Source organism: Streptomyces thermoviolaceus (assembly GCF_045209695.1).
GTDB lineage: Bacteria > Actinomycetota > Actinomycetes > Streptomycetales > Streptomycetaceae > Streptomyces > Streptomyces thermoviolaceus.
In genome coordinates this window covers 1,465,529-1,487,730 of sequence record NZ_CP109280.1, presented here as the reverse complement: position 1 = coordinate 1,487,730, position 22,202 = coordinate 1,465,529, and the positions used below count along the sequence as shown (strand labels likewise).

General features: G+C 72.9%; 14 protein-coding genes. 11 read left to right on the top strand and 3 right to left on the bottom strand.

Annotation, left to right across the window (positions count from 1 at the left end):
- Window positions 1-1,435: 1,435 nt before the first annotated feature.
- Window positions 1,436-2,770, bottom strand: a complete 1,335-nt coding sequence (gene gabT, locus OG899_RS06410; RefSeq protein WP_125500297.1) for a 4-aminobutyrate--2-oxoglutarate transaminase — start codon at window positions 2,768-2,770, stop codon at window positions 1,436-1,438.
- A 277-nt stretch (window positions 2,771-3,047) separates the two neighbouring features.
- Between gabT and OG899_RS06405 the strand changes: the two genes are divergently transcribed.
- The 5 genes from OG899_RS06405 (at window position 3,048) to OG899_RS06385 (ending at window position 10,674) form a co-directional block, all read left to right on the top strand.
- Window positions 3,048-5,540 carry an ATP/GTP-binding protein gene (locus OG899_RS06405; protein ID WP_168131293.1) on the top strand — a complete coding sequence of 831 codons (2,493 nt, stop codon included), beginning with the start codon at window positions 3,048-3,050 and terminating at the stop codon, window positions 5,538-5,540.
- A 206-nt stretch (window positions 5,541-5,746) separates the two neighbouring features.
- Window positions 5,747-7,426, top strand: a complete 1,680-nt coding sequence (locus OG899_RS06400; RefSeq protein WP_125500522.1) for a PucR family transcriptional regulator — start codon at window positions 5,747-5,749, stop codon at window positions 7,424-7,426.
- Window positions 7,427-7,663: 237 nt separating this feature from the next.
- Entirely contained in the window at window positions 7,664-9,109 is a 1,446-nt protein-coding gene (locus OG899_RS06395) for an aldehyde dehydrogenase family protein (RefSeq protein WP_125500523.1), read from the top strand.
- Window positions 9,110-9,420: 311 nt separating this feature from the next.
- Window positions 9,421-10,026: a response regulator transcription factor gene (locus tag OG899_RS06390; RefSeq protein ID WP_125500524.1), complete on the top strand. Its 606-nt coding sequence runs from the start codon at window positions 9,421-9,423 to the stop codon at window positions 10,024-10,026.
- 189 nt (window positions 10,027-10,215) lie between these two features.
- Window positions 10,216-10,674, top strand: coding sequence for a hypothetical protein (locus tag OG899_RS06385; protein WP_406310928.1), 459 nt, complete (start codon window positions 10,216-10,218; stop codon window positions 10,672-10,674).
- 161 nt (window positions 10,675-10,835) lie between these two features.
- Here the strand turns inward: OG899_RS06385 and OG899_RS06380 are convergent, their stop codons facing one another.
- A complete protein-coding gene (locus OG899_RS06380; RefSeq protein ID WP_125500525.1) occupies window positions 10,836-11,849 on the bottom strand; it encodes a LacI family DNA-binding transcriptional regulator in 1,014 nt (337 codons plus the stop codon).
- A gap of 530 nt (window positions 11,850-12,379) precedes the next feature.
- Here OG899_RS06380 and OG899_RS06375 point away from each other — a divergent pair.
- The 4 genes from OG899_RS06375 to ispG all read left to right on the top strand — a co-directional run bounded on the left by OG899_RS06375 (window position 12,380) and on the right by ispG (window position 18,429).
- Window positions 12,380-14,320 (top strand): acyl-CoA dehydrogenase family protein, encoded by a 1,941-nt coding sequence (locus OG899_RS06375; RefSeq protein ID WP_125500526.1) that lies wholly within the window; start codon window positions 12,380-12,382, stop codon window positions 14,318-14,320.
- A 220-nt stretch (window positions 14,321-14,540) separates the two neighbouring features.
- Window positions 14,541-15,800, top strand: coding sequence for a 1-deoxy-D-xylulose-5-phosphate reductoisomerase (dxr, locus tag OG899_RS06370; protein WP_125500527.1), 1,260 nt, complete (start codon window positions 14,541-14,543; stop codon window positions 15,798-15,800).
- A gap of 8 nt (window positions 15,801-15,808) precedes the next feature.
- Entirely contained in the window at window positions 15,809-17,101 is a 1,293-nt protein-coding gene (locus tag OG899_RS06365; protein WP_185867994.1) for an RIP metalloprotease, read from the top strand.
- 170 nt (window positions 17,102-17,271) lie between these two features.
- Window positions 17,272-18,429, top strand: coding sequence for a flavodoxin-dependent (E)-4-hydroxy-3-methylbut-2-enyl-diphosphate synthase (gene ispG, locus OG899_RS06360; RefSeq protein ID WP_251504847.1), 1,158 nt, complete (start codon window positions 17,272-17,274; stop codon window positions 18,427-18,429).
- A 90-nt stretch (window positions 18,430-18,519) separates the two neighbouring features.
- On the opposite strand, the gene OG899_RS06355 is transcribed toward ispG, so the two are convergent.
- Window positions 18,520-20,418, bottom strand: a complete 1,899-nt coding sequence (locus tag OG899_RS06355; RefSeq protein ID WP_168132243.1) for a SpoIIE family protein phosphatase — start codon at window positions 20,416-20,418, stop codon at window positions 18,520-18,522.
- A gap of 180 nt (window positions 20,419-20,598) precedes the next feature.
- Here OG899_RS06355 and OG899_RS06350 point away from each other — a divergent pair, with 180 nt between their 5' ends.
- Together OG899_RS06350 and OG899_RS06345 are read left to right on the top strand one after the other, a co-directional pair.
- Window positions 20,599-21,447 carry a GNAT family N-acetyltransferase gene (locus tag OG899_RS06350; RefSeq protein ID WP_125499787.1) on the top strand — a complete coding sequence of 283 codons (849 nt, stop codon included), beginning with the start codon at window positions 20,599-20,601 and terminating at the stop codon, window positions 21,445-21,447.
- A 122-nt stretch (window positions 21,448-21,569) separates the two neighbouring features.
- On the top strand, window positions 21,570-22,187 hold the full coding sequence (locus OG899_RS06345; protein WP_125499788.1) for a GNAT family N-acetyltransferase: 618 nt from the start codon (window positions 21,570-21,572) through the stop codon (window positions 22,185-22,187).
- Window positions 22,188-22,202: the final 15 nt, after the last annotated feature.

The following is a 22,202-nucleotide window of genomic DNA, read 5'->3' as shown; positions in this document are numbered from 1 at the left end:
CGAATGGCGAGCGGGTTCGGGAAAACAGGACCGATCGTGGCCGGAAGGGCACTTCGCCGTAAACGGTCAATTCCCCGGGAAGCGGTCACCGGGCGGGTCGCGGCGACGTCGCCGTGCCGCCCGGTGCGGCCATTGCGATAACGGGGGCGCAGGAATGAGGGGAACGCACCGCGATCGGACGGTTACGTGCGGAGCAATCCCGTGGATCAGGGGCCGAAGAGCCGTTCCGTACAGCGGAGAAAGATTTCCGGAAACACGGTTTCCTTGTCTCCCGGGCAAGAATTCCGCGCGGCGCGGGCGGGCAGGGAAAGGGGGCGAGGGAGGGTGCGCAGGCGCAAAGGCGCGGTCTTTTCCGTGCCCCGGAGGGACCACGCGGGGCAGCGGGCCGCGGTTGCGTCTTCTTCCGTCGGCCCCGCTGCGGCCGGCCGCAGTTGTCGTCAGGGCAAGGGGCCGTGCGGCAGCGGGACGGCTCCGCGGACGAACCAGCGGGCGACCAGGTGGGATCAAGCGGATCCGGGGTGGGCCCCCGGTCGGTGTGCCCGTACGTCTGCCACCCCGGCCGGTGCGCGGCACCGCGGTGGCGCCGGCCGGCGCGCACCCGGCCGCCGCCAGGCGGGTGGGCGGGAAGGACCCGGGGCCCTCCCCGGCCTTCACCCCGATCGGCACACCCGCGAGCGGCGGCCGCTCGCCCCGGGGCGATCCGGCCGTCGGCCTCGGCGGCACGGGCCCGCGCCCGCTCGGCCCGCACCTCGGTGAACGCACCGATGCCGGGACCACGTTGTCCGATCGGGGCGAGGGCGGCGTCGACGGCCGAGAGGGCACCGCGGCCCACCCGGTGTGCGGTGTCCAGCGCGGACCACGTCGCGTACGCACGGGTGCTGATCACGGGACCCCTCGGCGGTTCGGTGCGGCCGGCCGCCGTGCCGCCGCCGTCCTGGTGGAGGGAGGGACGACGCGCTGAGGGAGAGGCGGACGCCAGGGTGCGGAAAGAAGAGACGGCGGTGCGGTGGTCGGGCGGGCCCGCGTGGACGGCGGGTGTGTGCGCCCGGTCGTGGACCGTACGGGCGAAGGGCCGGCGCGAGGGGGGGGATTCGCGTCGGCCCTTCGGGGAACGGCCCCTCCGTGCCGGAGCGGCCGCCCCGACCGGAACGCCGCTCGCCCCGGGGGGTCTGGGGCGGGCGACCGTCCGATCGGTGAGGAGACCCGGAGCCCGGGGACTCCGGATGTGTGCGCGAGGCACGTACCAGGTCGAAGCTGGGGAGGCCACGGCCTGATGACGCCCGCAGCAACCCGCGGGCGGGTGTATCTCTCATCTGGGGAAGAACCTACGGCAGCCCGGCGGGGAAGGACAGCCGGATCCGCGTCCTGCCATCCTCCTCCCACACCTTCTTCACATGCTCTGCTTCCGGTTCCGCCGGATCCGACGAAGCGTCGGTCAGATGCGAGCGAAGGCCTCCTCGATGATGTCCAGCCCCTCGTTCAGCAGATCCTCGCCGATCACCAGCGGGGGCAGGAAACGGAGCACGTTGCCGTAGGTGCCGCAGGTGAGCACGATCAGGCCCTCGGCGTGGCAGGCCTTGGCGAGCGCGGCCGTGGCCTTCGGGTTCGGCTCCTTCGTGGCGCGGTCCGTCACCAGCTCGATGGCGATCATGGCGCCGCGGCCGCGGACGTCGCCGATGATGTCGAACTTCTCCTGCATCGCGGTCAGGCGGCCCTTCATGACCTCCTCGATCCGCTTCGCCCGGGCGTTGAGGTCCAGCTCCTTCATGGTCTCGATCGCGCCCAGCGCGGCCGCGCAGGCGACGGGGTTGCCACCGTAGGTGCCGCCCAGGCCGCCCGGGTGCGCGGCGTCCATGATCTCCGCGCGGCCGGTGACGGCGGCGAGCGGAAGACCGCCGGCGATGCCCTTGGCCGTGGTGATCAGGTCGGGGACGATGCCCTCGTCCTCGCAGGCGAACCACTGGCCGGTGCGGCAGAACCCGGACTGGATCTCGTCGGCGACGAAGACGATGCCGTGCGCGGAGGCGAACTCGCGCAGCGCCGGCAGGAAGCCCTTGGCGGGCTCGATGAAGCCGCCCTCGCCGAGCACCGGCTCGATGATGATCGCGGCCACGTTCTCCGCGCCGATCTGCGTGGAGATCCGGTCGATGGCGGCCTCGGCGGCCTCCGGACCGCAGTTGTCGGCGCCGGTCGGCCAGCGGTAGGGGTAGGCGAGCGGGGCGCGGTACACCTCGGGGGCGAACGGGCCGAAGCTGTGCTTGTACGGCATGTTCTTGGCGGTGAGCGCCATCGTCAGGTTGGTGCGGCCGTGGTAGCCGTGGTCGAAGACGACGACCGCCTGCCGCCCGGTGTAGGCGCGGGCGATCTTCACGGCGTTCTCGACGGCCTCGGCACCGCTGTTGAACAGCGCGGTCTTCTTCGCGTGGTCACCGGGCGTCAGCTCGGCCAGCGCCTCGGCGACGGCCACGTACCCCTCGTACGGCGTGACCATGAAACACGTGTGAGTGAAGTCGGCGAGCTGCGCGGAGGCACGGCGCACCACGGCCTCGGCGGACGCGCCGACACTGGTCACCGCGATGCCGGAACCGAAGTCGATGAGGCGGTTGCCGTCGACGTCCTCGACGATGCCGCCGCCCGCACGCGTGACGAAGACCGGCAGCGTGGAGCTGACGCCCTGCGCGACCGCCGCGCTCCGGCGGGCCTGGAGTTCCTGCGACTTCGGGCCGGGAACGGCGGTGGCGAGGTGACGCGTCTGCTCGAGTGCGGACATGGGGGCTCCCTGGTCAGGTCGATGCGGGGGGCGTTTTCCGGACGCTTTCCTTCTTTCCGGCAGGCTAGAGCCGCGCAAGGGGACTGGGCATGCTCCATGTGGGCGTTGTCGGTGCCCGCGGTTGTCCGCGATGGACAGACGGCGGCGGCACGACGGGCTTCGCGCGGGGCCGGGGCCCCGGCGGGCAGCGGTCGGCCGCGTCACCGGCGAACTGCCTTGTGCGCAGGGTTAGATTGACTGGCTGACGGTGGATGCGACGGGCCGGGGAGCGACGGCGATGGACGACGGGACACGGGACACCCGAGACACGCGGCACACGGACGCGTACCCCGGGCCCGGGCAGGCCCGCCCCGTACCCCGCCCGGCCCCGCCGCACCAGCAGGCGCCCGCCGTCCCCCCGTACGCGCCCGTCCCGCCGCCCGGCGGGCAGCCGGTGCCGCCCCGCCCGGCGCACGCCCCGGGCACCCCGGCGCCGTCCGCGCCGTCGCAGCCGGCCTCGCCCGCCCCCCGGTCGGCCGTCGCCGACTGGCTGGACGCGCCCCGGCCCGAGGCCGCGCCCGGCATCTTCCGCCTCGGCCACCGGCCGCCGAAGAGCGACGGGGACGGCCCGGAGCGTCTGCCCTCCGTCACCGTCGTGGGACTGCTGATCCCGCTCGTCGTGGCGCTGCTGCTGTGGTCGCTGTGGCGGCGGGGAGCCGTGCCCTACCAGGGGGTGCTGCTGAAGCTGTTCACCCCCGACGACTGGTGGTGGGGCGGCACCCTGTCCCCGAAGGGCATGGAGGGCAGCGAGGCCCGGGTCGTCTACGACGGCGTGTTCTTCGCCGTCCTGGTCTGGGCCGTCGGCCGGCTCGGCAGCTGGCCGGACGTCGCCCGGCACGTCATCGGCCGCCGCCCGCAGCCCGCCCGCGCCCTGCTGGCCGCCGTCGCCGCGCTCGGCGCGCTCGCCCTCGTCTTCCCCGGCGCCTTCGGTGCCGGCTGGGACCCGGTGCCGGTCGTCGCCCCCCTGTTCTCCCTCGTCGCGCTGATCTCCGGCGGCTACGGCCTGTTCGCCTCCCCGCTGTTCACCGACAGCCTCTACGCGCTGATCACCCTGCTGGTGGTGTGGCCGTTCGCCCGCCTCGGCGGCTGGCTGCCGTACCTCAAGGAACTGGCCGCCCGCCGCAAGGCCGCCGCCGACCCCGCCGCCGCACCGCCCGCCCGGCTGCCCCGCTCCCAGTGGCCCGACCTGCGGGACGCCGGCCAGCACCAGGCCGCCGACGTGCTGACCGCCGAGGTCGCCGGCGGGCGCATGAACGACGTGGACTGCGCCCGCGTGCACCGGGCCTGGGACCGCGCCCGCCGCGAGGGCCGCCTGACCGGCTTCACCGACACCGTGCTGCGCGACGCCGGCGCCGCCTGGACCCACCCCTCCGGCGCCCGCGACCTGCCGGCCCGGCAGGCCCGGCACGACCTGCTCCAGCAGCAGGTGCGGCTGGGCCGCTGGGTGCCCACGGAGCGCGCCCCGAAGGCCTACCACGACGCCGGTGCCGCCCTCGGCCCGGACACGCTGGGCACCTCGCTGCTGGTGGTCGGGCCGCCCGGCTCCGGCAAGACCCGGCACGTGATCCAGCCGGTCACCGAGTTCCTCGCCCTGCAGGCCCTCACCGGCACCTGCGCGTTCGTCGCCGTCGGCACCGCCGGCACCCCGCTCGGCCGGCCCGACGCCTACGACGTGGTGATCCGCATCGGCGACCCGGACTCCCCGCACGACCTGGACCCGTACGCCGAGTGCGACGATGCCGACGAGGCCGCCGCCGTCCTGGCCGAGGCCCTGGCCGGGGACCTCGACGCGGTCGGCACCCAGCGGGCCGTCACCGCGCTCGCCCAGCTGCTCGGCCCCTACCGGGCGGTGCACGGACACTTCCCGCCGCTGCCCGTGCTGCGGGAACTGCTGGAGGGCGACCCGGGCGTGCTGGCCGCACTGCGGGCCGGCCTGGAGTCCGGCGAGCACGCGGTGATGCGCCGCGAACTGGACGCGCGGATGCGGCAGACCGGCACCGCCGCGGACGTCGGCCCGGTCCTCGCCGGCCGGCTCGCCCTGCTCGACCGCCCGGTCTTCGCGGGCTTCCTCGGCACCGGCGACCGCGCCGACCACCGGCCGTTCTCGCTGCGCGCCGTCGCCCACCATCCGCTGCGGGTCCGCATCGAGCTGCCCGAGCACGGCCACGAGGAGGCCGCCCGGCTGCTCACCCGGCTGGTGCTGGCCCAGTTCCACACCGTCGTCCGGGACACGCGCCGCCCGCACTTCGCCTGCCTGGTCCTCGACGACGCCACCGGGTGCGTCACCCCCGAGTCGGTGCGCCGCATCCAGCGGCTGCGGGCGCAGAACGCCGGGGTCGTCCTCGCGCTGCGCACCGTCGCGGACGTCCCGGAGGCGCTGCACGGGCCGCTGCTCGGCGCGGTCGGCTGCCGCATGGCCCTGTCCGGGGTCACCACCTGGGACGGCAGCCGGTTCGCCCACGCCTGGGGCACCGAGTGGGTGGAGACCACGGAGGTCGCCAAGCACACCGTCTTCGCCGACCAGCCGATGACCCGGGCCATCCACGCCCTGCGGAAGCTGGTCACCGGCAAGGCGGTCACCACCGACGCCGTCACCACCAAGCAGGTCGAGCGGGAACGCTGGTCCGCCTCCCAGCTGGCCCACGAGGTCCCGCCCGGCCACGCGGTGCTGTCGCTGACCAGCGTGCACGGCGAGCACGCGCCGCCGCTGCTGGTCGACCTGCGCGGCTGACGCGGCCGGACGGAGCCGGCGGCCGTGTGGCGGGCGAGCCGCCCGGGCACCGGCCGCCGGACGGGGTGCGGTCGTCGGCCGGGGTACGGCAGGCGGCGGCCCGGGGCCCGCGGACCGGACAGTGAGGCAGAATCGAGACAGGCCGTTCCTCCGCGACGGCCAACCGATCACCTCGATCGCCGGACCGTTGCACACCTGAAGGCAGCATGCCCCCGACCCTCGCCTCGCTCGTCCACCACTCGGCGCTCAAGCTCACCGTGCGCGCCGGGGCGGACCGCCTGGACACCCCGGTGCGCTGGGCGCACGTCAGCGAGCTGGCCGACCCCGTGCCCTACATGGAGGGCGGGGAACTGCTGCTGATCACCGCGCTGAAACTGGACGCCGAGAACCCCGAGGCCATGCGCCGCTATGTGCGGCGGCTGGTCGAGGCGGGCGTCGTCGGACTGGGGTTCGCGGTCGGGGTGAACTACGACGAGGTCCCGGCCGCGCTCGTCACGGCCGCCGAGGAGGCGGGCCTGCCGCTGCTGGAGGTGCCCCGGCGCACCCCGTTCCTCGCCATCAGCAAGGCGGTGTCCGCGGCGATCGCCGCCGAGCAGTACCGGGCGGTCACCGATGGGTTCGCCGCCCAGCGGGAGCTGACCCGCCAGGCCCTCACCGCCGGCCCTGAGGGACTGCTGAGCGCGCTCGCGGCCCAGGTGGACGGCTGGGTCGCCCTCTACGACGCCTCCGGCACCGTCGTCGCCGCCGCCCCGGAGTGGGCCGGTCGCCGGGCCGCCCGGCTCACCGCGGACGTCGAGCGGCTGCACGAGCGGCCCGCGCCCGCCTCCGCGGTCGTCGGCGGCCCCGGCACCGAGGACCGCGTCGAACTGCACGCCCTCGGCACCGGCCGCCGCCCGCGCGCCGCGCTCGCCGTCGGCACCGCCGCCCCGCTCGGCACCGCCGAGCGGTACGCCGTGCACTCGGCCGTCGCCCTGCTCACCCTCGTCACGGAACGCTCCCGCTCGTTGCACGCCGCCGAGCAGCGCATCGGCGCCGCCGTGCTGCGCATGCTGCTCGCCGGGCAGGTCGACCACGCCCGCGCCGTCGCCGGCGACCTGTACGGAGACCTGCTCGACGCGCCCTTCCGGATCCTGGTCGCCGAGTCCGCCCCCGTGTCCGCGGTGGCCTCCGCGGCGCGGGCGCACCTCGACGGGTCCGCCGCCCCCGCACCCGCCGCCTCCGCCCCCGCCGGCACGACGGCCGCCGCCGACCCCGCGGGCGGACCGCTCGCCGAGCTGGCGGAGGTCGCTGAGGCCGCGGCCGCACGGGCCGGCGAGGCGGTCCTCGTCGTCCCCGACGGCGGGCGTCTGGTGGTGGTCGCCGCGGACGGCGGCGCCGCCGTCACCGCGTGCACCGAGCACGCCGCACAGCGGGAGACCGACCGGGCCACGACCGCGCCGGACCAGCGCACCGCCGACGGGGACGAGCTGATCGTGGGCCTGTCCGCACCGGCCGGGCCGATCGCCGCGGCCGTCGCCTACAAACAGGCCGAGCAGGCCCTGTCGGTGGCCCGGCGGCGCGGCCGGGTGCTCGTCGAGCACGAGCAGCTGGCCTCCGGTTCGATCCTGCCGCTGCTCGCCGACGACGCCGTACGGGCGTTCGCGGACGGGCTGCTGCGGGCGCTGTACGAACACGACGCCACCGGCCGCGGCGACCTGGTGGCCTCGCTGCGGGCCTGGCTGTCCCGGCACGGCCAGTGGGACGCGGCCGCCGCCGACCTCGGCGTGCACCGGCACACCCTGCGCTATCGGATGCGGCGGGTGGAGGAGATCCTCCAGCGCTCGCTGGACGACCCGGACGTCCGCATGGAGCTGTGGCTGGCCCTGAAGGCCACGGCCGCGGACTGACCGCACGCCGCGCGGCACCACCCGCCGGCACGGCACGAGGGCGCCTTTGCGGCCGGGGACCGACCGGGCGCCGGCACCCCGGCCGGGCACACGGGTGTCCCCGCCGCCGGTCGTACGACAAACAGGCGCACCCCCGTCCGGCACTGCTCCACCACGGACAAGCGCCGATCCGCCGCCCGCGCCCTACCGTTGACCGCGCAAGCACACACCCTCTAGCGGAAGGGCCGGGACTCGTACATGACTTCCACCCACGCCTTCTGGCTCGCCGGCCGCCAGGCCACCGGCGAGGACACCTTCGACGTCACCTCCCCGTGGGACGGCCGGCTGGTCGGGACGGTCAGCGTGCCGACCGACGCCCAGGTCGAGGAGGCCGTGGCCGCCGCGCACGCCGTGCTGGACGAGTTCGCCGCCACCCCGGCCCATGTGCGCGCCGCCGCCCTGGACCACGTCGCCAAGCGGCTGGCCGAACGCGCCGAGGAGATCGCCCAGCTGATCACCGCCGAGAACGGCAAGCCGATCAAGTGGGCGCGCGGCGAGGTCGGGCGTGCGGTGTCCGTGTTCCGCCTCGCCGCGGAGGAGGCCCGCCGGTTCAACGCCGGCGAGGCGCAGCGCCTGGACACCGACGCGGGCGGCCAGGGCCGGCTCGCCGTCACCCGCCGCTTCCCCAAGGGGGTCGTCCTCGGCATCGCGCCGTTCAACTTCCCCTTGAACCTGTGCGCGCACAAGGTCGCTCCGGCCATCGCCGCCGGCGCCCCGATCGTCCTCAAGCCGGCCCCGGCCACCCCGCTGTCCGCGCTGCTCCTCGGCGAGCTGCTCGCCGAGACGGACCTGCCGGCCGGTTCCTGGTCGGTGCTCACCGTCCCCAACGACCGGATGCCCGCCCTGGTGCAGGACGAGCGGCTGCCCGTCATCTCCTTCACCGGCTCCGACAAGGTGGGGTACGCCATCGAGGGGTCCGTGCCGCACAAGCACTGCACCCTGGAGCTGGGCGGCAACGCCGCCGCCGTCGTTCTCGCCGACTGGTCCTCCGACGAGGACCTGGACTGGGCGGCGAACCGCATCGCGACCTTCTCCAACTACCAGGCCGGCCAGTCCTGCATCTCCGTGCAGCGGGTGATCGCCGACGCCTCGGTCCACGACCGGCTGCTGCCGCGCATCGTGGCCGCCGTCGAGGCCCAGAACACCGGCGACCCCTCCGACCCGGCCACCGACGTCGGCCCGTTGGTCAGCGAGGACGCCGCCCGGCGCGTGGAGTCCTGGGTCGAGGAGGCGGTGAACGCCGGCGCGAAGCTGCTCACCGGCGGCAAGCGGGACGGCGCCTCCTACGCGCCGACCGTCCTCACCGATGTCCCGGCCGGTGTCGCCCTCGCCACCGAGGAGGTCTTCGGCCCGGTCCTGACCGTGCAGAAGGTGAACGGCGAGGCGGAGGCGTTCGCCGCGGTCAACGACTCCAAGTTCGGTCTGCAGGCGGGCGTGTTCACGCACGACCTGCAGACCGCGTTCCGCGCCCACCGCGCCCTGGAGGTCGGCGGCGTCATCATCGGCGACGCCCCCTCCTACCGCGCCGACCAGATGCCCTACGGCGGCGTCAAGCAGTCCGGCGTGGGCCGCGAGGGCGTGCGCTCCGCCATGGAGGACTACACCTACGAGCGTGTCCTGGTCCTGACCGGGCTGGCTCTGTAGCGGTCCTGCACGACCGGTCCGGCCGGTCGGGAACTGCGGCGGCCCGGGTTCCCCCGCGGGGCCCGGCCGCCGGCGTTCCGGAGCGTTCGCCGGATGAGGCAGCCTGTGGTTGCTTCTGCCGAGCGACGCGTCCCGCGCCATGATGGAAGAGGGGCACCGGCGTGAACGGATCCCGGCGCCGCGCCCGGTCGGCTGGACCGAGGCGCACGGTGCCGGTGCCGCAGCGGTGGTGCACGAGGTGATGCGGGCCGCCTCCGCATCACGGGCCGACCCGGCAGGCGGCCGGCGCCTCGGACTGCTAGGGACCTGCGATGGCGCAGATTGTGGTCATCTCCGACTGTCCGCTCCTGAGGCCTGGCCTGAAACAGGTCATCGACGCGGCGCCCGATCTGCGGAGCACCTTCGTCGAACCGGCGGGGGAGTACGACGTGCCGCACGCGGACGTCGCCGTCGTCAATCTCCACACCGGCATGGGGGACGTGCTCGGCCTCATCACCCGGCTGGACCGACGCGGATGCGTGGTGCTCGTGCTGTCGCCTTCGGTATCCCACGACGACCTGCTGCTGTCCGTCGAGGCCGGAGCACGGGGATATGTGAGCCAGTCCGCTGCCGAGACCGAACTGCTCACGGCACTGCGGACCATCGCCTCGGGCCGGAGCTATTTCTCCACTTCTTTCAACCGCCACTGTCTCGACAAAAGCCACGCCCATATCACGGTCCGGGAGCGGCAGATCATCGATCTGGTCGCCAGCGGTGCCACCGACCGCGAAATAGCGGTCCAGCTGAACATCAGTCAGCACACCGTCCACTCCCACCTCGACCGGCTGGCGAGCAAGACCGGTTACCGCCGCCGAATCGACCTGGCCCGTCTGGCGATGAGACAGGACGAGACCACCGGCATGCGCCCGGCGGGCTAGCGCAGGGGTAGTTCTGCCCACGCCGCAGGGTCGTTCTTCCTCTTGTCCGGCGGAGCCGCGACGCCAATGCTCGAAGAGGTCGAAACGGGGCGAATTCACTTGCTGTGTTCAACCCTTCGACGCACTGAACAGCGCTCAGCGACGTAAGGCTCGATGGTCATGAGAAGAAGGATGTCGGCAGGTGTCGCCGTGGCCGCGACCTCCTGCCTGGCGGCCGGAATGGTCGGCGTGTCATCGGCGAGTGCAGCGAGTGCCGCACCGGTGGAGAAGGCGCAGACAGCACACGAGAAGCCGATCAAGTGCTACAAGAAAAAGGGCAACGTCTTCGTCTGTCAGAAGTGGAAGGAAAAGCGCCAGGGTTCCAAAGTCATCTACGTGCCGATCATCGTGACCGTGCCGACGCAGCCTGGTGGTACGACGCCTGGCGGCACGACGCCGGGTGGTACGACGCCTGGCGGTACGACGCCTGGCGGTACGACTCCGGGTGGTACGACTCCGGGTGGTACGACGCCTGGCGGTACGACGCCTGGCGGTACGACTCCGGGTGCAGACAAGATCGATCTCGGCAAGATATTCACCGGCAAGCTGGATTCGGGCACCCTGGGTGACAAGGGCAACATCGGCGGCAAGATCGATCTCGGCAGCTGAGGAAGGTCCGGCTCACGGCGGTCAGGTCGGGGGCTGCCAGGCCGGAAAAGGCGCCGCCGGCGGTGGCTGACCGAACGTGTCCGCTCACCCACCCGGCAACCGGCTCACGTCGAGTCCGCAGGGTTCCGCCCGCGGACTCTCTGTGAAGCGCGCTGCCGGCGTCAGTGCACCGCCGGAGCCATGCCGGAGCTGGCCCGCACCGTCAGTTCGGGCGCGATCAGCGCCACGTCGTCACCGCCACGCCCGTCCAGCTTGGCCACCAGATGCTCGACCGCGCTGCGGCCCATCTCCTGGGCGGGGACGGCGACCGAGGTCAGGCGTACCGAGGCCTGCACGGCGACCTGCTCGGGGCAGACCGCGACGACCGAGACGTCCTCGGGCACCGCACGCCCCTGCTGCCGGAGCAGGGCCAGCAGCGGTTCGACCGCCGACTCGTTCTGCACGACGAACCCCGTGGTGCGGGGGCGTTCGTCGAAGACACGGGTGACGGTGGCCGCCACCGCGTCGTACCCGGCCGCGCAGGGCCGGTGCAGGACCCGCAGTCCCAGCTCCCGGGCGCGCGAGCGCAGGCCGTCCAGGGTGCGCTCGGCGAAGCCGGTGTGCCGTTCGTAGACGGCGGGAGCCTCGCCGATGAAGGCGATGTCGCGGTGTCCGAGCTGTGCCAGATGCTCCGCGCACAGCGCGCCCGCCGCCGTCCAGTCCAGGTCCACGCAGGTCAGTCCGGTGGGGTCGGAGGGCAGTCCGATCAGGACGCTGGGCCGGCTGGTCTCGCGCAGCAGCGGCAGCCGTTCGTCGTCGAGCTGGACGTCCATGACGATCATCGCGTCGGCGAGGCCGCTGCCGGTCACCCGGCGGACCGCCTCGGGTCCCTCCTCGCCGGTGAGCAGCAGCACGTCGTAGCCGTGGATACGGGCGGTGGTCGCCACGGCGATGGCGATCTCCATCATCACCGGCACATACATGTCCGTGCGCAGGGGGATCATGAGGGCGATGATGTTGGACCTGCCGCCCGCCAGCGCACGGGCCCCGGCGTTGGGGTGGTAGCCCAGCTCCCGGATGGCACGCTCGACCCGTTGCCGGGTGCCCGCGGAGATGGACCGCTTGCCGCTGAGAACATAGCTCACCGTGCTCGCCGAGACTCCGGCGTGCTGGGCGACCTCGGCGAGGGTGACCATGTCGGCGTCCTTCAGGGGTGAAACGCTTCGATCCGGAGGGATCCAGCGCTCGGTCGTGCGGGGATCTCCGACCGTAACCCCACATCATCACGCCCGTCCAGCTGCCCGAAGCGCTTCGATCGCCCGGTCGGCGCTCTCTCGTCTCCCTCCCTCTCCTCCGCGTTCCGTCCGCCCCTTCCTCCGCGTCCTCTTCGCGCCGCCCGGCCGGCCCCGCCCGCGTGCGTCCGGCCGGACGCGTCTCACCCGTTCGGCCCCCGCCGCACCCGCTGCGGATCTGCTGCCGCGACGGGGCCGCCACCGGCGCTCACCGGCCGGTCCGTGCGGTCGGTGACGTCCGGGGGCCGCTGGGGCCGGGGTGGTGAGCCTGTACGGGATCGGGTACATACGAACCGGTAGGACCGGTCGGTAACGTTTCGCCCCCACGGGCCCCGCTCCCCCCGTCTCCCTCACGAACCCGTTCCCTCGTTGCCCCACGAACCCGTTCCCGTTCAAGAGATCCGTCGCGATCTCCCCCGCGGTGAGGTGACCCCATGTCCGCACCGACGACCAGCAAGCCCACCGTCACCGAGCGCGAAGCCCGTCAGGTGGCCGAGGCCGCCCGGGAACAGACCTGGCGCAGACCGAGCTTCGCCAAGGAGCTGTTCCTGGGCCGCTTCCGGCTCGACCTCATCCACCCGCACCCGCTGCCGGCCGACGACGACGTGCAGCGCGGCGAGGAGTTCCTCGCCAAGCTGCGCGACTTCTGCGAGACGAAGGTCGACGCCGCTCGCATCGAACGCGACGCGCGGATACCCGACGAGGTCATCACCGGCCTCAAGGAGATCGGCGCCCTCGGCATGAAGATCGACACCAAGTACGGCGGTCTCGGCCTGACCCAGGTCTACTACAACAAGGCGCTCGCCCTGGTCGGGTCCGCCAGCCCCGCGATCGGCGCCCTGCTCTCCGCCCACCAGTCCATCGGGGTCCCGCAGCCGCTGAAGCTGTTCGGCACCGAGGAGCAGAAGCAGACCTTCCTGCCGCGCTGCGCCCGCACCGACATCTCGGCGTTCCTGCTGACCGAACCCGACGTCGGCTCCGACCCGGCCCGGCTGGCCACCACCGCCACACCCGACGGGGACGACTACATCCTCGACGGCGTGAAACTGTGGACGACCAACGGGGTGGTCGCCGACCTGCTCGTGGTCATGGCCCGGGTGCCGAAGTGCGAGGGGCACCGCGGCGGCATCACCGCCTTCGTCGTCGAGGCCTCCGCCGAGGGTGTCACCGTCGAGAACCGCAACGCCTTCATGGGACTGCGCGGCATCGAGAACGGTGTCACCCGCTTCCACCGGGTGCGCATCCCGGCCTCCCACCGCATCGGCGAGGAGGGGCAGGGGCTGAAGATCGCCCTGACCACCCTCAACACCGGCCGTCTGTCGCTGCCCGCGATGTGCGCCGGCGCCGGCAAGTGGTGTCTGAAGATCGCCCGCGAGTGGTCCGCGGCCCGCGAGCAGTGGGGCAAGCCGATCGCATACCACGAGGCGGTCGGCTCGAAGATCTCCTTCATCGCCGCCACCACCTTCGCCCTGGAGGCGATCCTGGAGCTGTCCTCGCAGATGGCCGACGAGGACCGCAACGACATCCGCATCGAGGCCGCCCTCGCCAAGCTGTACGGCTCGGAGATGGCCTGGAAGATGGCCGACGAGCTGGTCCAGATACGCGGCGGCCGCGGCTACGAGACCGCCGCCTCGCTCGCCGCCCGCGGCGAACGCGCCGTCCCCGCCGAGCAGATGCTGCGCGATCTGCGCATCAACCGCATCTTCGAGGGCTCCACCGAGATCATGCACCTGCTCATCGCGCGTGAGGCGGTGGACGCCCACCTGTCCGTCGCCGGAGACCTCATCGACCCCGACAAGCCCCTGCGGGACAAGGCGAAGGCCGGCGCCGACGCGGGTGTGTTCTACGCCAAGTGGCTGCCCAGACTGGTCGTGGGCCCGGGGCGGCTGCCGAACGCCTACGCCGAGTTCCACCCGCCCGGCCACGTCGACCTGTCCTGCCACCTGCGGTACGTCGAGCGGCAGTCCCGCAAGCTCGCCCGCTGCACCTTCTACGCCATGTCCCGCTGGCAGGGCAGGCTGGAGACCAAGCAGGGCTTCCTCGGGCGGGTGGTCGACATCGGGGCCGAGCTGTTCGCGATGAGCGCGGCCTGCGTGCGCGCCGAGCTGCTGCGCAGCCGCGGCGACCACGGCCGTGAGGCCTACCAGCTCGCCGACGCCTTCTGCCGCCAGGCCCGCATCCGGGTCGGGGAACTCTTCGACCGGCTGTGGACCAACACCGACGACCTCGACCGCACAGTCGTCGAAGGTGTCGTCGGAGGCGTCTACACCTGGCTGGAAGAAGGGATCATCGACCCCTCGGACGACGGGCCGTGGATCGCGGATGCCCGCCCGGGCCCCAGCGAGCGGGAGAACGTACGCCGTCCGATCCGGTAGGACGACGCGCAGCCCGAAGGCCGGCGGGCACATGCGGCGGACCGGCTCACGTCTGCGGCAGGTCGGCGCAGGCATCCGGCGGACCGGCTCACGTATGCGGCAGATCGGCGCGCGTATCGGGTCGGCCGGTGCGTGGGTGTGCGCCCCGGGTGGTGCGGGGCGCACACCTGGCGTGGGATGCGCTGTCGGCGCGCACCGGTGGTGCGGCCACAATGGGGGGATGACCGACAGTGCAGCCTCCCTCGCCGACCCGCACCTCGTCTTCGACCCCGCCACCGGGGACGGCCCCAAGGACGTGGTGATCCTCGGGTCCACCGGGTCCATCGGCACCCAGGCCGTCGACCTGGTCCTGCGCAACCCGGACCGCTTCCGGGTCACGGCGCTGTCCGCCAACGGCGGACGGGTCGATCTCCTCGCCGAGCAGGCGCACCGGCTCGGTGTGCGGACCGTCGCCGTGGCGCGCGAGGACGCCGTCCCGGCCCTGCGGGAGGCGCTCGCGGCCCGCTACAAGGGCGGTCCCCTGCCGGAGATCATCGCCGGACCCGACGCCTCCGCCGCGGTCGCGGCCTCCGAATGCCACACCGTGCTCAACGGCATCACCGGCTCCATCGGGCTCGCCCCGACCCTCGCCGCGCTGGAGGCGGGCCGCACCCTCGCGCTCGCCAACAAGGAGTCGCTCATCGTCGGCGGCCCCCTGGTCACCGCGGTGGCCAAGCCCGGTCAGATCATCCCGGTGGACTCCGAGCACGCCGCCCTCTTCCAGGCCCTGGCCGCCGGTACCCGCGCCGATGTGCGCAAGCTCGTCGTCACCGCCTCCGGCGGGCCGTTCCGCGGCCGCAGCAAGGCCGAGCTGGCGAACGTCACCGTGGAGGAGGCCCTCGCCCACCCGACCTGGGCGATGGGACCGGTGATCACCGTCAACTCCGCCACCCTGGTCAACAAGGGCCTGGAGGTCATCGAGGCACACCTGCTGTACGACATCCCCTTCGAGCGCATCGAGGTCGTCGTCCACCCCCAGTCCTACGTGCACTCGATGGTGGAGTTCACCGACGGCTCCACCCTCGCCCAGGCGACCCCGCCCGACATGCGCGGGCCCATCGCCATCGGCCTGGGCTGGCCCGAGCGCGTTCCCGACGCCGCGCCCGCCTTCGACTGGAGCAAGGCCTCCACCTGGGAGTTCCACCCCCTGGACAACGAGGCGTTCCCCTCGGTGGACCTCGCCCGGCACGTGGGCCGCCTCGGCGGCACCGCGCCCGCCGTGTTCAACGCGGCCAACGAGGAATGTGTCGACGCGTTCCTGCGCGGTGCGCTGCCCTTCAACGGGATCATGGAGACCGTGACACGGGTGGTCGAGGAGCACGGCACACCCGGCACGGGAACTACGCTGACCCTGCCCGACGTCCTCGAGGCGGAGAGCTGGGCGCGGACCCGGGCCCGGGAACTGACAGCGCAGACGGCCAGTACGGAGGCGCGTGCATGACACATCTGATGATGATTCTCGGCATAGTCGTCTTCGTGATCGGCCTGCTGTTCTCGATCGCGTGGCACGAGCTGGGACATCTCTCCACCGCCAAACTCTTCGGCATCCGCGTGCCGCAGTACATGGTCGGTTTCGGCCCCACCCTCTGGTCGCGCAAGAAGGGCGAGACGGAGTACGGCATCAAGGCCATCCCGTTCGGCGGCTACATCCGCATGATCGGCATGTTCCCGCCCGGCGACGACGGCCGGATCGCCGCCCGCTCCACCTCGCCCTGGCGCGGCATGATCGAGGACGCCCGCTCGGCCGCCTTCGAGGAACTGCAGCCCGGCGACGAGAAGCGCCTGTTCTACACACGTGCGCCCTGGAAGAGGGTCATCGTGATGTTCGCGGGCCCCTTCATGAACCTCGTGCTCGCCGTCGCGCTCTTCCTCACCGTGCTGATGGGCTTCGGCATCTCCCAGCAGACCACCACCGTCAGCTCGGTCTCCCAGTGCGTCATCGCCCAGAGCGAGAACCGCGACACCTGCCGCAGCACCGACCCGCCCTCCCCGGCCGCCGCCGCGGGACTGAAGGCCGGTGACAAGATCGTCTCCTTCGACGGGGTGCACACCGACGACTGGAACCGGCTGTCGGACCTCATCCGCGCCAACCCGGGCCGCGAGGTGCCGATCGTCGTCCAGCGCGACGGCCACGACCTCACCCTGCAAGCGAAGATCGCCACCAACCAGGTCGCCAAGAAGGACTCCCACGGCCAGATCGTCGAGGGCCAGTACGTCACCGCCGGCTTCCTCGGCTTCAGCGCCGCCACCGGCATCGTCCGCCAGGACTTCGGCGAGTCGGTGACCTGGATGGGCGAGCGCGTCGGCGACGCCGTGGACTCCATCGCGAGCCTGCCCGCCAAGATCCCCGCGCTGTGGCAGGCCGCCTTCGACGGCGCCCCCCGCGAGCCCGACTCCCCGATGGGCGTGGTCGGCGCCGCCCGCGTCGGCGGCGAGATCTTCACCCTGGACATCCCCGCCACCCAGCAGCTGGCCATGGCGCTGATGCTGGTCGCCGGGTTCAACCTGTCCCTGTTCCTGTTCAACATGCTCCCGCTGCTCCCGCTGGACGGCGGCCACATCGCCGGCGCGCTGTGGGAGTCGCTGCGCCGCCACCTGGCCCGCGTGCTGCGCCGCCCGGACCCGGGCCCCTTCGACGTGGCCAAGCTGATGCCGGTGGCCTACGTGGTGGCGAGCGTGTTCATCTGCTTCACGATCCTCGTCCTCATCGCGGACGTGGTGAACCCGGTCCGGATCTCCTGACCACCCCTGCCGCGGGCAGGAGGCCGGCGCGCACCCGCCCGGCCTCCTGCCCGCGGCACACATGCGGACGGGATGTGCTGCCGGTCGGGTGCGTGCCGTAATCTCGGATGCCGGGAGCCCGCCGCTGCACGGGCCCGGACCTTGAACCAGGACTTGGGGTTGCACAGCAGATGACTGCTATTTCACTCGGCATGCCGTCCGTTCCGACCAAGCTCGCCGAGCGGCGCAAGAGCCGGCAGATCCATGTCGGGCCGGTCGCGGTGGGCGGGGATGCGCCGGTGTCGGTGCAGTCGATGACGACGACGCGGACGTCGGACGTGGGTGCGACGTTGCAGCAGATCGCGGAGCTGACGGCGGCCGGGTGCCAGATCGTGCGGGTGGCGTGCCCGACGCAGGACGACGCCGAGGCGCTGCCGGTGATCGCGAAGAAGTCGCAGATCCCGGTGATCGCGGACATCCATTTCCAGCCGAAGTACGTGTTCGCGGCGATCGAGGCGGGGTGTGCCGCGGTCCGGGTGAATCCGGGGAACATCAAGAAGTTCGACGATCAGGTCAAGGAGATCGCGAAGGCGGCGAAGGACCACGGGACGCCGATCCGGATCGGGGTGAACGCGGGGTCGCTGGACAAGCGGCTGCTGCAGAAGTACGGCAAGGCGACGCCGGAGGCGCTGGTGGAGTCCGCGCTGTGGGAGGCGTCGCTGTTCGAGGAGCACGGCTTCCGGGACATCAAGATCTCGGTCAAGCACAACGATCCGGTGGTGATGATCGAGGCGTACCGGCAGCTGGCGGAGGCGTGTGAGTATCCGCTGCATCTGGGGGTGACGGAGGCGGGTCCGGCGTTCCAGGGGACGATCAAGTCGGCGGTGGCGTTCGGTGCGCTGCTGTCGCAGGGGATCGGGGACACGATCCGGGTGTCGCTGTCGGCTCCTCCGGTGGAGGAGGTGAAGGTGGGTCTGCAGATCCTGCAGTCGCTGGGGCTGCGGCAGCGGGGTCTGGAGATCGTGTCGTGTCCGTCGTGCGGGCGTGCGCAGGTGGATGTGTACAAGCTGGCCGAGGAGGTCACCGCGGGTCTGACGGGCATGGAGGTGCCTTTGCGGGTCGCGGTGATGGGCTGTGTGGTCAACGGTCCGGGTGAGGCGCGTGAGGCGGACCTGGGTGTGGCCTCGGGCAACGGCAAGGGGCAGATCTTCGTGAAGGGCGAGGTCATCAAGACCGTGCCGGAGTCGAAGATCGTGGAGACCCTGATCGAGGAGGCCATGAAGATCGCCGCGCAGATGGAGGCCGACGGCGTTCCCTCCGGCGAGCCGGAGGTCTCGGTCGCGGGCTGAGCCGCCGCACCCCGCGCCGCCGTGAGCCGTGACAGGCCGGGCGTGCGCGGGGACGCGGCACGTGGACGCGCCGGAGGACGGGCCGAGGAGTCACTCCGGCCGCAGTGCGTGCGTCGGATCCGTCACCGGAGCGTCCTCCTGGGCCGAACCGGGTGCCGCACGGTCCGGCGCGGCCGGACTGTACGGCGCCTGCGGCGGCGGCTCGGGACGCGGATCCCCCGGCGCCCCCGCACCGCGCGGCGGCAGCCGCACCGCCAGCAACGCCGCGTCGTCCTCGCTCGGCCGCACCCGCTGCAGCAGCTGATCGCAGAAATCGTCCACGGTGGCGTCCCGCAGCCGCCGGGCCAGCACGGCGGCGTGATGCCGCAGCTTGGCCATCCCCGCGTCGATGGGGCGGCCCCGGCTCTCCACCAGGCCGTCGGTGTAGAACACCAGCGTGCCCTCCGGCGGCAGCTGCTCGTCCATGTCCGGCCAGGTCAGCCCCAGATGCAGGGCGGCACTCAGGCCGATCAACGGGCCGTGCCCGCCGGTCAGGAACCGGGTGTGTCCCTCCCGGGTGACCAGCAGCGGCGGCGGATGCCCGGCGTTGACCCAGTTCAACCGCCACGGTCCGCCCTCCGGGCCCTCGATCCGGGCGAAGACCAGCGTGGCCATCGGCGCGTCGCTGGTGTACGTCACCGCCTCGTCCAGCCGGGACATGATCAGGCTCGGCGGTTTCTGGTGGTCCCATGCCAGGGCGCGCAGCATGTTGCGCACCTCCGCCATGTGCGCGGCCGCCGTCAGATCGTGCCCGACCACGTCCCCGATCACCACGGCCACCACGCCGTCGCGGAGCAGGAAGGCGTCGTACCAGTCGCCGCCGACCTCCATGGCGCTCTGCGCGGGCAGATACCGGGCCGCCATGCGGATGTGGTCCACCTGCGGCAGCGGGGAGAGCAACTGGCGCTGCAGGGTCTCGGCGACGTTGCGCTGCTCCCGGTAGAGCCGGGTGTTGTCCAGCACCAGGCCCACCCGTCGGCCGATGTCGGACAGCAGCCGCACCTCGGCGTCGTTGGGCGCGGGCGGATCCCCCGTGCGTCCCACCGTGAGCATCCCGTAGTGCTTGCGGCGCGCGGACAGTGGCACCACCACGGCACACTGCCCGCCGAGCCGTTCGAACAGCTGGCCCTCGACCGGAGCGAGCGGCGCCGACGGGTCCCGCACCTCGTTTGAGGTCAGCAGCACCGGCTCCTCGGCCTGCATCAGGCGCACCACGGCGGTCGCGGACCGGGGCGACAGCCGCAGCGGACCTTCCAGCTGACGCGCCCGGCCCGGACGGGCGGCGGACCGCACCGCGATGTGCTCCGGCGTCCCGTACGGGTCCGCCCACAGCGTCACCGCCGCCCAGTCGCCCAGCGCCGGCACCAGCAGCCGCAGCAGCCGGCGCATCCGGTCCACCGCGTCGACGGCGCTCATCAGCACCGACGACACGTCCGCCAGCAGGTTCAGCCGGCCGGTCAGCCGCTCCAGCGCGGCGGTGTGCGCGGTCATCCGCTGCTCGGCCGCGCGGTAGAGGCTGAAGTCGCCGAAGACCAGGATCAGCCCCTCCTGGCGGCCCGCCCGCAGCAGGGGAGTGGTCGACCAGATGATGGGCATGACGGTGCCGTCGGCCCGCTCGAAGAACTCCTGGCTGCCCTGTTCGGCGAAACTGGTGCGCAGCGGGGCGCGCAGCATGCACCGCTCGTGCGGCAGCCGGCTGCCGTCGGCCCGGCGGTGCAGCAGATCGTGAGCGTCCCGCCCGGTCATCTCGGCCGCCGACCGTCCCAGCAGCCGCTCCGCCCACGGGTTGGCGTAGACGATGCGGCCCGAGGTGTCCATGATGAGCACGCCCGTGCCCAGGTGGTGCAGCACCGCCCGGGGGAAGTCCGGGCCCAGTCCCGGATCGGGTCCGGTCACCTCGCCCGGCCCCTCGTCGTGCCCGTCACGCCCGCGGTACGGCGCCACCTTCATCACCGCTCTTCCGAACCCGGCCGGCATGCGGGTACCCATTCCACAGCGCGACCGCCCGCCGCCGTGGAACCCGGGCCGTGACGGCACCCGACCGGACCGCCCCCACCCGGGGGCGGCACCGCCCGCGGGCGGCGGGTACAGTGCGGGGATCAGCGAAACCCCAGCGTGAGGTCCCGTTCCGTGTTGACCCAGACCACCTCGCGGGTGCTCGGCCCGAGCGACCTGGACGCCGCGCTCGCCGTCCTCGACCGCGAGCCGGTCGCGAACGCCTTCGTGGCCTCCCGGGTACAGGTGGCCGGCCTCGACCCGTGGCGGCTCGGCGGCGAGATGTGGGGCTGGTACGAGGACGGCATCCTCACCTCGCTGTGCTACGCGGGTGCCAACCTCGTGCCGATCTGCGCCACCCCGCGCGCGGTCCATGCCTTCGCCGAGCGCGCCCGGCGGGCCGGCCGCCGCTGTTCCTCGATCGTCGGTCCCAGCGAACCCACCACCCAGCTGTGGCGGCTGCTCGAACCGCACTGGGGGCCCGCCCGCGAGGTGCGCGCCCGCCAGCCGCTGATGGTCACCGACCGCATGCCCGACGACATAGCCCCCGACCCGTACGTGCGCCGCGTCCGCAAGGACGAGTTGGAAACGATCATGCCGGCCTGTGTGGCGATGTTCACCGAGGAGGTCGGCGTCTCCCCGCTGGCCGGCGACGGCGGCCTGCTCTACCAGGCACGGGTCGCCGAACTCGTCGGCTCCGGCCGCTCCTTCGCCCGCCTCGACGAGCACGGCAAGGTCGTGTTCAAGGCGGAGATCGGCGCGGCGACCCCGCGGGCCTGCCAGATCCAGGGAGTCTGGGTCGCCCCGGAGTACCGGGGCCGGGGCCTGGCCGCACCCGCCATGGCCGCGGTGCTGCGGTACGCGCTCGCCGACGTCGCCCCCGTGGCCAGCCTGTACGTCAACGACTACAACACCCCGGCCCGGCGCACCTACCGGCGGGTGGGCTTCGAGGAGGTCGGGGCGTTCACCAGCGTGCTGTTCTGAAGCACCACCGTGCTGTTCCGAAGCACCGGAGCGTGCTGTTCCGGGCGTCGGCGCCGTGCCGGACCCGGTGGGCGCGCGGTCCGTGCGCCGCAAGACGGTGCACGGCGGGTACTCTCCCCGGCATGGCGCTCTTTCCCGGGCACGGCACCCGCCGCCCCGACGACATCGTGATCGGTCCGCTCGACCTCGCGGCCCGCGTCGACGAGGCGCTCGCCGTCCAGGCCGTCGCCTTCGGTCTCGGCCCCGAGGAGATCGCCGTACGCCGCCAGATCGTGCTGCGCCATCTGACCAGCCCGGGCGCCCGCGCCCTCGGCGCCACCACCCCCGACGGACGCCTCGTCGGCTTCGTCTACGGCATGCCCAACGACCGTCGCCACTGGTGGTCCACGGTCGTCGAGCCCTACCTGCGCGCCCGCGGCCTCGACCACTGGCTCGACGACTCCTTCGTGATCACCGAGCTGCATGTGCACCCCAGCCACCAGAACCGCGGCATCGGACGCGCCCTGATCACCACCATCACCGACGGTGCCGCCGAGCCCCGCTCCATCCTCTCCGCCATCGACACCGACAGCCCCGCCCGCGCCCTGTACCGCTCCCTGGGTTACGTCGACCTGGCCCGGCAGGTGCTCTTCCCCAGCGCCCCGGTGCCCTACGCCGTGATGGGCGCCCCGCTGCCGCTGCGCCGCCGCCCCGGCACCCGCGACGGAATCGATTTCCACCGGCCCAGTCCGCCCGGCTAACCTCACTGCCATCAC